Source organism: Phocaeicola coprophilus DSM 18228 = JCM 13818, assembly GCF_000157915.1.
GTDB classification, from domain to species: Bacteria; Bacteroidota; Bacteroidia; order Bacteroidales; family Bacteroidaceae; genus Phocaeicola; species Phocaeicola coprophilus.
Genome location: NZ_EQ973638.1, coordinates 74,907 through 84,690 on the forward strand (window position 1 = coordinate 74,907; position 9,784 = coordinate 84,690).

General features: G+C 48.5%; 7 protein-coding genes, 2 tRNA genes and 1 pseudogene. 5 read left to right on the forward strand and 5 right to left on the reverse strand.

All coding sequences use genetic code 11. The features are described 5' to 3' along the window. Positions 1–201 precede the first annotated feature (201 nt). A complete protein-coding gene (locus tag BACCOPRO_RS07535; RefSeq protein WP_008142402.1) occupies positions 202–1,125 on the forward strand; it encodes an Rpn family recombination-promoting nuclease/putative transposase in 924 nt (307 codons plus the stop codon). Between the two features lie 235 nt (positions 1,126–1,360). Here the strand turns inward: BACCOPRO_RS07535 and cbiB are convergent, their stop codons facing one another. Genes cbiB through BACCOPRO_RS07555 form a run of 4 tightly spaced genes read right to left on the reverse strand, consistent with a single transcriptional unit; the run spans position 1,361 to position 6,132 of the window. Beyond that, a complete protein-coding gene (gene cbiB, locus BACCOPRO_RS07540) occupies positions 1,361–2,311 on the reverse strand; it encodes an adenosylcobinamide-phosphate synthase CbiB (RefSeq protein WP_040311308.1) in 951 nt (316 codons plus the stop codon). Further along, positions 2,293–3,306: a threonine-phosphate decarboxylase gene (locus BACCOPRO_RS07545; protein WP_008142405.1), complete on the reverse strand. Its 1,014-nt coding sequence runs from the start codon at positions 3,304–3,306 to the stop codon at positions 2,293–2,295. The genes cbiB and BACCOPRO_RS07545 overlap by 19 nt, the downstream gene beginning before the upstream one ends. Beyond that, complete coding sequence (locus tag BACCOPRO_RS07550) at positions 3,299–4,789, reverse strand: cobyric acid synthase (RefSeq protein ID WP_040311309.1); 1,491 nt, start codon at positions 4,787–4,789, stop codon at positions 3,299–3,301. The genes BACCOPRO_RS07545 and BACCOPRO_RS07550 overlap by 8 nt, the downstream gene beginning before the upstream one ends. Before the next feature lie 14 nt (positions 4,790–4,803). Then, positions 4,804–6,132 (reverse strand): cobyrinic acid a,c-diamide synthase CobB, encoded by a 1,329-nt coding sequence (locus tag BACCOPRO_RS07555; protein ID WP_040311325.1) that lies wholly within the window; start codon positions 6,130–6,132, stop codon positions 4,804–4,806. 102 nt (positions 6,133–6,234) lie between these two features. Between BACCOPRO_RS07555 and BACCOPRO_RS07560 the strand changes: the two genes are divergently transcribed. From BACCOPRO_RS07560 to BACCOPRO_RS07575, 4 genes are all read left to right on the forward strand, one after another. Then, positions 6,235–7,041 (forward strand): MBL fold metallo-hydrolase, encoded by an 807-nt coding sequence (locus tag BACCOPRO_RS07560; RefSeq protein ID WP_008142408.1) that lies wholly within the window; start codon positions 6,235–6,237, stop codon positions 7,039–7,041. A gap of 209 nt (positions 7,042–7,250) precedes the next feature. Next, complete coding sequence (gene ndk / locus BACCOPRO_RS07565; protein WP_008142410.1) at positions 7,251–7,727, forward strand: nucleoside-diphosphate kinase; 477 nt, start codon at positions 7,251–7,253, stop codon at positions 7,725–7,727. Positions 7,728–7,897: 170 nt separating this feature from the next. Continuing rightward, positions 7,898–7,970: transfer RNA gene (locus tag BACCOPRO_RS07570), tRNA-Lys, on the forward strand. A 36-nt stretch (positions 7,971–8,006) separates the two neighbouring features. Next, positions 8,007–8,079, forward strand: a tRNA-Lys gene (locus tag BACCOPRO_RS07575). 63 nt (positions 8,080–8,142) lie between these two features. Here BACCOPRO_RS07575 and BACCOPRO_RS07580 read toward each other — a convergent pair. Next, positions 8,143–9,784: pseudogene (locus BACCOPRO_RS07580) on the reverse strand (alpha-galactosidase); the annotation flags it as partial.

Genomic DNA, 9,784 nt, shown 5'->3' on the forward strand with positions numbered 1-9,784 from the left:
GCATTGCCAGGCTTCTTTTAAACTATTATAGTTAGTGCGGACAAATTAACAAAATTTTAATTTTACATTTCTGTCCGCACTTTCCCTATAAGTTTATATATAGGGTGGCAAAGCTGGCAGAAAACGATATAACTTGCTCATTATTTGTCTGTTTCATCTAAAAAACTTATCTTTGTACTATTCCTTTAAATTCACAAGATTATGAGTAATTACATCCGTTTTGACTGGGCTATGAAACGCCTGCTGAGAAACAAGGCTAACTTTGCCGTACTGGAAGGTTTTCTGACGACACTGCTCCGCGACCGGATCAAAATACAGAAACTGCTTGAAAGCGAAAGCAATCAGGAAGAGGAATTTGACAAGTATAACCGGGTGGATCTGCTGGCCGAGGACTCCAAAGGGACTCTGCTGCTGATTGAAATCCAGAACAACAATGAATATGCTTACTTTCAGCGTATGCTCTTCGGTACTTCAAAACTGGTGACTGAATATATCAACCGGGGAGAAGGCTACGACAAGGTAAGAAAAGTGTATAGTATCAACATTGTCTATTTCTCATTAGGACATGGAAAGGACATTGTGTATCACGGGAAAACAGAATTCCGGGGAATACACCAGAACGATATACTGGAATTATCTCCATTCCAGCGCCAGACGTTTAAGGTCGACACAGTCAGCCAGTTATATCCGGAATATTATATCCTGAAAGTGAACGATTTCAATCAGGTTGCCCAAACACCGCTGGAAGAATGGATCTATTATCTCAATACCGGAGAAATTCCAGATCAGGCACAGGCTCCGGGACTGAATGCTGCACGTGAAAGGCTGAAACTGGACCGCATGAGCAAGGATGAACTGAAAGCTTATTACCGCCATCTGGATAATATTGTGATCCTGAGAGACAACATCAATACGGAACGTGCGGAAGGCAGAGCGGAAGGAAGAGCGGAAGGAAGAGCGGAAGGAAGAGCAGAAGGAAGAGCAGAAGGAAGAGCGGAAGGCCTGGAAGCAGGAAGGCAGGAAGAGCGCCGGCAAAATGCAATCCGGATGAAAGCAAAGGGATTCCCTACTCAGGACATTGCAGACATCACCGGACTGTCTCCGGAAGAAATTGACCGCCTGTAAATGGGGACATTCGCATCTGATCTGATATCATTCAGGCCTGAAATGTATTTGTTCCGCAATTTTGCTCCGCACCATCTTCCGCTGATCAGAAACCTCTTCAAGCAAATAACTATCAACGGTTTACAATCACCGGAGCGGGTCTTATTCCCAAATTTCTGCCAGCTTTGCCAGGCTTCTTTTAAACTATTATAGTTAGTGCGGACAAAAATAGTTACATTTCTGTCCGCACTTTCCCCTATAAGTTTATATATAGGGTGGCAAAGCTGGCAGATAGCATGATCAAGAGCATAAGCAGTTCTGCCCGGCGGTTGATACGAATGGCAGTCTGCATATCGCGAGAAGTAAGCGGACGTTCGTGGCTGCCTATAAAGGGTTTGTAAACCCATTCGCCAAAATACTGATGGGGACCTCCAAAACGGCAGTCCAGAATTCCGGCCAGAGCAGCTTCCGGATATCCGGAATTAGGACTGGCATGGCGGGGGCCATAACGGAATACAAAACGGAGGAGGGACAAACGGCCGGTAACCAGAACCATCAGAAAAGCTGTCAGACGGGCTGGCAGATAATTGGCTACATCATCCAGACGGGCCGCAAAGCACCCGAAAGCACGATAGCGTTCATTACGGTAACCGATCATGGAATCAAGGGTATTGACCATCTTATAGGCCAGCATGCCGGGGACGCCCAGCAACAGATACCAGAACAGGGGGGCAATCACACCGTCACTGAGGTTCTCAGCCAAAGTCTCCAGAGCTGCTGTACGGACTTCGGTATCGGTCAGTCCGGAGGTGTCACGGCCGACAATGCGGGCTACCTGACGGCGGCCTTCTTCAAGGGAGCGGTCTGCAGCCTCAAAAACCATCCGGACTTCGTCAATCAATGTCTTACCCGCCAGACAATAGAAAACGCCCGTAGCGGCCAGAAAAACGTATAAAACGAGGCTTATCTGCCAGGCATACTGCAACAGGAGGGTTGCAGACAGCCAGGTGAGCGTAACCAGGCCTGCGGCAACACAGGCACCTTTGAACTTCCGGCCGGTTCCATGATTCAGACGATGTTCGAAAAAGGCAATCAGTTTTCCGAAACCGACCACCGGATGCGGAAGCCACAACGGATCGCCCAGCAGTTTGTCCAAAAGCACTCCGGCCACAAGGGGAAGTGCGAACATCAATATTGATACATCCATTCTTTAATTGCGGTAATTAACTGGTTATTTTCTTCCGGAGTCTGGACGGCAATACGGAAAAAGCCTTCGTCGAGCCCTTCAAAATTAGATGCGTCACGGATCAGCAGGCCATGGGTGTCTGCCAGCCATTCCTTCAGGGCGGAAGCTTTGCCGCCACGCAGACGGAGCAGCATGTAGTGGGTATCGGAAGGCCATACTTCGATCCCGCCCAGCTTTTCCAGTTCTCCGGCTACCCGCTGGCGTTCAGCAAGCAGGGCATTCAGATCCAGCTGATAGGCAGACACATGACGGAGCAGATAGGTTCCGGCTTCGATGGCGAGGGCATTTACAGACCAGGGCATCCGGTAGCGCCGCAGTTTCTGAAGCAGGTCTTTATGTCCGGTGAGATATCCCAGACGGAGACCGGGAACGGCAAAGCGTTTGGTCATGGAATGAAGCAACAGGACATTGGGTAAGGCCGCAGTCTCTCCTACCCCCAGAACTTCCTTCAAGGTAAAGGCTTCATAGGACTGGTCGATGACAAAGAGCTGCCGGGGATGTTCCTCGATCAGCCGGCGCAAACGGTCAGCCGGACGAACTTCTCCCGTGGGATTATTCGGATTGCAGAGCCAGACAAGGGAAGTTCTGCCGGAAAGGGTATCCAGGGTAAACACGGACTCAACCTCGTGGGCATGCAGACGGCAGGCATCGGCATATTCACTGAAAGTCGGCATCAGAATGGCTGAACGGCTTCCCCGCCAGGCCTGGGCAATCAGATAGATCGCTTCGGTGGCTCCATTGGTGACACAGACATTCTCCGGGGATACCTGATAACGGGCTGCCAGCTCGCGCTCCAGAGTATAAGGTTCCGGCTCGGGATAGGTACGGATGCAGGCCATCTGCCGGAACAGGTGCCCGTTCAGGGAATCATGGTTTACATGGGTATATACATTCGAGCTGAAGTTTACCCGTATGTGTCCGTAGCGGTAAGCGTCGTCTCCGTGTCCGTCAATCATGGGCCGTCAGTATTTGATAAATTAAAGGCATATTGAGGTGCGAGCGCACATGGTCTGCCAGCTTATTGTATTGTTCTTCCTTATAGGCCGCATAATCCGGCGAAGATACGGCTTTTTTCCCGGCATAGGGGGATACCAGCCAGTCGATGACGGAGGGGTTGTCCAGAATGCCGTGAATGTAGGTTCCTACACAGCGGGAACCGGACATAGAGCCTTCGGGAGTTCCGTCTTCCAGCCGGGTAAAGGGGGTATAGGTTTCGCCTTCAACCGGAAGTGTGGTTCCGTTATGGATTTCATATCCCTGCCCTGCTCCGGTGGCACCGGCGAGTGTAAAACGGACCTGACGGGTAACTTTTTCTTTTTGCATGACTGTCTGCATGGGCAGCAGTCCCAGTCCCGGCAGTCGGGTCAGACTGCCTTCCACACCTTCGGGATCGCAGATTTCGCGGCCCATCATCTGATAGCCGCCACAGATTCCCATCACCATCGTTCCTTCCCGATGGGCACGAAGAATGGCCTGGGCCACTCCGTTACGGCGCAGTTCATAAAGATCGTCCAGAGTGCTCTTGGTACCGGGAAGCAGAATGATATCTGCTTTCAGAAGATCGTCTGTATTGTTGGTGTAGTAAAGGTTGACCCGCTCATCGCGTTCCAGCATATTGAAATCCGTAAAGTTTGACAAATGACGGAGCAGCACGACGGCGATATTGACCTTGCCCTGTACGGCCGCACGTTGTTTCTGTACCAGTTCCAGTGAGTCTTCTTCTTCGATATGGATATCCTTGTAATAAGGAATTACTCCCAGCACAGGAATGCCGCAAAGGGATTCCATCTGTCGGATCCCGGACTCGAACAAACGCAGGTCCCCCCGAAATTTGTTGATAATTATTCCCTTGATGCGCTTCCGGTCTTCCGGGGTCTGAAGAACAACGGAACCGTATGCACTGGCAAATACGCCGCCACGGTCAATGTCGGCCACCAGGAATACATCGGCACCGGCATGGCGGGCCATCGGAAGATTGACCAGGTCCTTATCACGAAGATTGATCTCGGAAATGCTGCCGGCTCCTTCAAGCACAATCGGATTGTAACGGGATGCCAGCCGGTCGTAAGCGGCACAGACTTCAGTACGAAGGGTTTCGAAGCCTTTACCCCGGAAATAATCCCAGGCATCTCTGTTGCCGATGGGCTTTCCGTTCAAAACAACCTGTGAGGTCTGATCGGAACAGGGTTTCAGCAGCAGAGGATTCATATCTGTATGGCAGGGTACACCTGCGGCTTCAGCCTGAACGGCCTGAGCACGTCCGATCTCCAGCCCCTGAGGGGTGGCGTATGAATTGAGTGCCATGTTTTGGGCCTTAAAAGGAGCTGGATGGTATCCGTCCTGCAGAAAAATACGGCACAGGGCCGCTGCCAGGACACTTTTTCCCACATCGCTTCCGGTTCCGGCCAGCATGACAGGATGTAGTTTCTGATTTTGCATAAGCTTTAATTGGTTTAATCCCAGAGTTTCCACAAATCGGCTTCTCCCCAATACCAATGGGTGTATCCGGCTATGACATTTTTATAACGGTATAGCGGAGTTGAGACTTCCGTGCCTTTTACATTATACAACGGCGTGACGGACGGGAGCGTGTCGGGTTCGGCAATCGAAGAATAATGGAACTCATGGCCGCGCAGGGAAATGCCCTGATAGTCCATCCGGCGGTATCCCAGATGCAGACGCGCATTTTCCATGGTACAGTCGACCGGCAGAAGACCGGTCATCTGATAAGCTGTTCCTCCTTTACGGGCTGTCAGCGAACGGGTCAGAAACATCATGCCTCCACATTCAGCAAAGACTTTTCCTCCGCTTTCCGCGTAATCGCGAAGTTGTTGCATCATCCGTTTCCGGCGATGCAGCTGGCGGGCAAACAGTTCCGGATATCCTCCCGGAAGGTATACCAGATCCGCATCCGGCAGATCACTGCCATAAACGGGGCTGAAAAAAGTCAGATTTCCACTTTCTGCCAGCCGGTCCAGGTTCTCCCGATAGATAAAGTTAAAGGCCGGATCTCGGGCCACGGCGATACGCATCTTTTTCCGGTGTCCCGTCTCCATGGCTTCAACTCCCTGCTCGGAAGTATAAGGCAAGGTGTAACGGCACGGGAAGATGCGTGTACACAGGTTCAGCAATTTGTCGACATCAATATATTGCTCGACCAAAGCTGCAGCTTTCTCTGCCAGTTCATCCATACTCTGTCTGACGGTCAGGGTCAACCCCAAATGACGGGAAGGAACCCGCAGGTCTTCCGAATAAGGCAGATAGCCCAGACATTCCAGACCGGCATCGGAACATGCTTCCTTCAGACAGGCAAAATGAGAAGGGGAAGAGACCTGGCTGAACACCACACCGGCAATCCGGACGGAAGAACGGAAATGCTTGAATCCGTAAAGTACCGGGGCAACGGAATAGGCCGCTGCACGCGCATTGACCACCAGCACTACAGGAATGTTCAGCAAGCCTGCAATCTCGGCACAACTGCCTTTCATCTGATAATAGCCGTCGTAAAGCCCCATCATCCCTTCTGCCACACAGACATCGGCCTTTTCTCCATACCGGTTGTAGACATACTGGACATGAGTCGACGAAGCCATCCACGTGTCCAGATTTACGGCATCCCTGTCGGCAGCAATCGTAAGATACTGCGCATCTATATAGTCAGGACCGCCTTTATAGGGTTGAACTTTCAAACCGCGCTTCTTCAATGCACGCAGCAATCCCAAAGTAAACATTGTCTTTCCGCTTCCGGAAGTAGGGGCTCCAATCAACAATTGTGGCTTCATCGGTCTATACGTTAAAAAATCGGGGGCAAATATACGCATAAATGATGGAAATCCGCGGCATCTTATTATCTTTGCGTTCCCTTATCGAAAAAAATTATTGCAATGAAAGTAAAATTCATGAGCCTGGCCAGCGGGAGCAGTGGCAATTGCTACTATCTGGCTACAGACACAGACGTCATATTGATTGATGCGGGAATAGGCATACGCACCATTAAAAAAGTTTTCAAGGAAAGAGGACTGGACATGGGACTGATCCGGGCTGTCTTCATCACTCACGATCATGCTGATCATATCAAAGCTGTCGGACACCTGGCGGGCAAACATAACATTCCGATATATTCTACACCTGAAGTACATCAGGGCATCAACCGGAGTTACTGCATGACCGAAAAGCTGGATGAAGCACATACGCATTTCATCCGAAAAGGAGAAACCATGCAACTGAAGGATTTTCAGATAACCTGCTTCGAAGTGCCTCACGACGGTACAGACAATGTAGGTTACTGTATCTCGATTGACGGAAAGACTTTTGCTTTCCTGACGGACATCGGGCATATCACCGAGACAGCCGCACATTACATCGGCATGGCCAATTATCTGGTTCTGGAGGCCAATTATGATGAGACCATGCTGAGAATGGGACCTTATCCTGCTCACCTGAAAGAACGCATTGCCGGACCGAACGGTCACATGAGCAACCGGGAAATGGCGGACTATATAGCGAATCATAAACCCGAAGGACTCCGGTACCTGTGGCTTTGTCATCTGAGTAAAGACAACAATCACCCGGAACTGGCTTACAAGACCGTAGAAATGGCATTGAAGGAACGGGGAATTCTGACAGGACAGGATTTGCAGGTCATTCCCCTGAAACGGACCAGCCCTTCGGAACTTTACTGCTTCGAATAAGAACCGGACTGCCGGACAATACATTTTTCAAATGCGGTGCACCGTATACTCACAACCGCCCCGGGCGGGAAGTAACGATGCACCGCATTTTTTTCTCCGAAACTGACTCCTTTTTCAAAATTAATCGTATATTTGGCACGTCATATTCCGCTACTGACAGAATGTGGCATGAAAACACTTTGTATTAATCTTAAAAACATAACACCATTATGAGTCTGGAAAAAACTCTCGTTATTCTGAAACCGTCAGCTGTACAACGCGGACTAATCGGAGAAATCACTACTCGCTTTGAACGGAAAGGCCTTCGACTGGCTGGTATGAAAATGATGCAACTGACGGACGAACTGCTTAATGAGCATTATGCCCACCTCAGTGAAAAACCATTCTTCCAACGTGTAAAAAATTCCATGATGGCATCTCCGGTAATCGTATGCTGTTACGAAGGAGTGGATGCGATCCAGGTTGTGCGTTCCATGACTGGAGCAACCAACGGACGCGTTGCCATACCGGGAACAATCCGGGGAGACTTCAGTGTCAGCTCACAGGAAAACATCGTTCATACTTCGGATTCTCCTAAAACAGCCATCGAAGAAATCAACCGTTTCTTCAAACCGGAAGAACTCTTCGAATATAAACAGGTACACATGCCGTATTTGTATCATACCGACGAATATCAATTGGTATAAGCCATAAAAAAGGAAGGGAGCAGATATTTTTGACTCTGTTCCCTTTTTTAATTGTTTGATTTCAAGGGAGAAGAGAAAAACAGCGAACAAAAGATAAAAAAATAAATAGATTTTTTCTTGCAGGTTTCAAAGAAAGAACCTACCTTTGCACCCGCAATCGAAAAAGAAACGCACTCTTAGCTCAGTTGGTAGAGCAACTGACTCTTAATCAGTGGGTCCAGGGTTCGAATCCCTGAGGGTGTACAATTTTTTCGGGAAATTTGACAATTTATAGTGGATGCACTCTTAGCTCAGTTGGTAGAGCAACTGACTCTTAATCAGTGGGTCCAGGGTTCGAATCCCTGAGGGTGTACGAAGCTGTGAAGCTAAAGGCTGAAAACTCTGAGAATTTCTGATTCTCAGAGTTTTTTATTTATCATCTTTCCACTACCAGCCAGGTATGTCCGTTCGCCGGAATACTGACCGTAATTTCTACTGTATAATCGCGGTTCAACCGGTAAGTTTCCACCTTACCTCCTTCCATACGAATGCGGGCCTTATCCGTCAGGCCTGTATAATAAAGAGGCAGCTTAATGGTACGTTTCATAATTTGACCAGTCGGATTAAAGAACATAGCCAGTGCTTTTTCCTTCAATGAAGGATTCACATGAATAAATCCATCCCAGTCTTTTCCATCCGGACGACGCAAGTGTATGATATCACTGTTCAAGATATCCCGATAATGTTTATACCAGGAAATAACCTTCTTTACACAAGATTTTGTCTCTTCCGTATCATACAACCGGGGACCTCGGTAGCAAGCCTGTATCCCCGCACCATAATTACCCATCATTATCTGGTAATAAGTTTCCAGATGTTCATTCAACGGCTCCAGAGTAGCAGCAGCACCTCCTCCATGATATTCTACCAGTGGAACAAACGACCAGCACGATGATGCCATGCGATCGTATGTATTGGAGTAGTTTACCTGACGGCTATGAATCAGCTGCCGGTCTCTGGGTAACGACCAGTTTACTTCCCGATATCCGATACTTGTCTTGGTGGAACCATTCAGGAAGTAAAAATCCGGAACATTCAGGGAAATACCCTTTGCCAGACACCAGTGATACAAATCGGTTACCCGATGAAACTGTTTCCACTGCGAATCATTCAATCCTTTATGATAAGCGTGACTGGTAGAGGCACAGACATCCCCCGGATAAGAGCCATCATGTTCGAACAGTGTCAGTCCAGTCTGTTCATAGAAATTCTTAATCTTAGCCAGATAATCCACTCCCCACTGACTGCAAATGCAAGGAGAAGAACCGAAAGTTGCTCCACCACGTTTTCCGGTAGCCGGATTGATTACATCCACTTCTTCACTGATCCAACGGCTCGCCAGCAAAGAATAGCCTCCCATTTCAATACCTTTACTCCGGGCATAGTCAACCAGAGACTTGATATAGGCAATATGATTCTGATCCGTAGTTTCTGCATTCATGCCGGAGCCAAAAGACAGGATGATCATTTCATAGCCTGTTTCCACACACTGATCAACAGCTCGCTTCACTGTCTGTTCATCAATCGTCGTCAAATGCATGAAAATAGGATTCTCCGTGGTCCAGGGAGCTACTGTCCGATAAAAGCGACGGAGAAAAAGACCTTTCCGTTCACGATCATACGAATCAACAGGCATCTCATACACCTGATAGGAAGCAAATGTTTTATCCGGCTCAATTTCTATATCCGGTCCGACTTCATTGTAAACTTCAAGTGTACACAACGTATTCAATTCATAATTACATTGCGAAGTATACGCCTTGTCTGTTGTCCAGTGCTCCGTACGATCACCCGTATACTCCCAGAAAGTACCGCCCATCGTATAATCGCTTTCTATATGGATATTGGGCAGATAACGTCTGGACATGTCTCCTTCTGTAGATTCCGGTTCTGCAAAGAACAACTGCTCCAGTTTAAACGCATCCAGATTCACCGTCTCGCTTCCTTCGTTGAGAATCTCCAGGTGTTTGCGAATGACAGGAATATGATCATAAATATCATAATGCAGCTTGACTTTG

Bases quoted from the DNA above. Each gene is read 5' to 3' on its own strand.
- BACCOPRO_RS07535 (WP_008142402.1), top strand. From the start codon at position 202: ATGAGTAATTACATCCGTTTTGACTGGGCTATGAAACGCCTGCTGAGA.
- cbiB (WP_040311308.1), bottom strand. From the start codon at position 2,311: ATGGATGTATCAATATTGATGTTCGCACTTCCCCTTGTGGCCGGAGTG.
- BACCOPRO_RS07545 (WP_008142405.1), bottom strand. From the start codon at position 3,306: ATGATTGACGGACACGGAGACGACGCTTACCGCTACGGACACATACGG.
- BACCOPRO_RS07550 (WP_040311309.1), bottom strand. From the start codon at position 4,789: ATGCAAAATCAGAAACTACATCCTGTCATGCTGGCCGGAACCGGAAGC.
- BACCOPRO_RS07555 (WP_040311325.1), bottom strand. From the start codon at position 6,132: ATGAAGCCACAATTGTTGATTGGAGCCCCTACTTCCGGAAGCGGAAAG.
- BACCOPRO_RS07560 (WP_008142408.1), top strand. From the start codon at position 6,235: ATGAAAGTAAAATTCATGAGCCTGGCCAGCGGGAGCAGTGGCAATTGC.
- ndk (WP_008142410.1), top strand. From the start codon at position 7,251: ATGAGTCTGGAAAAAACTCTCGTTATTCTGAAACCGTCAGCTGTACAA.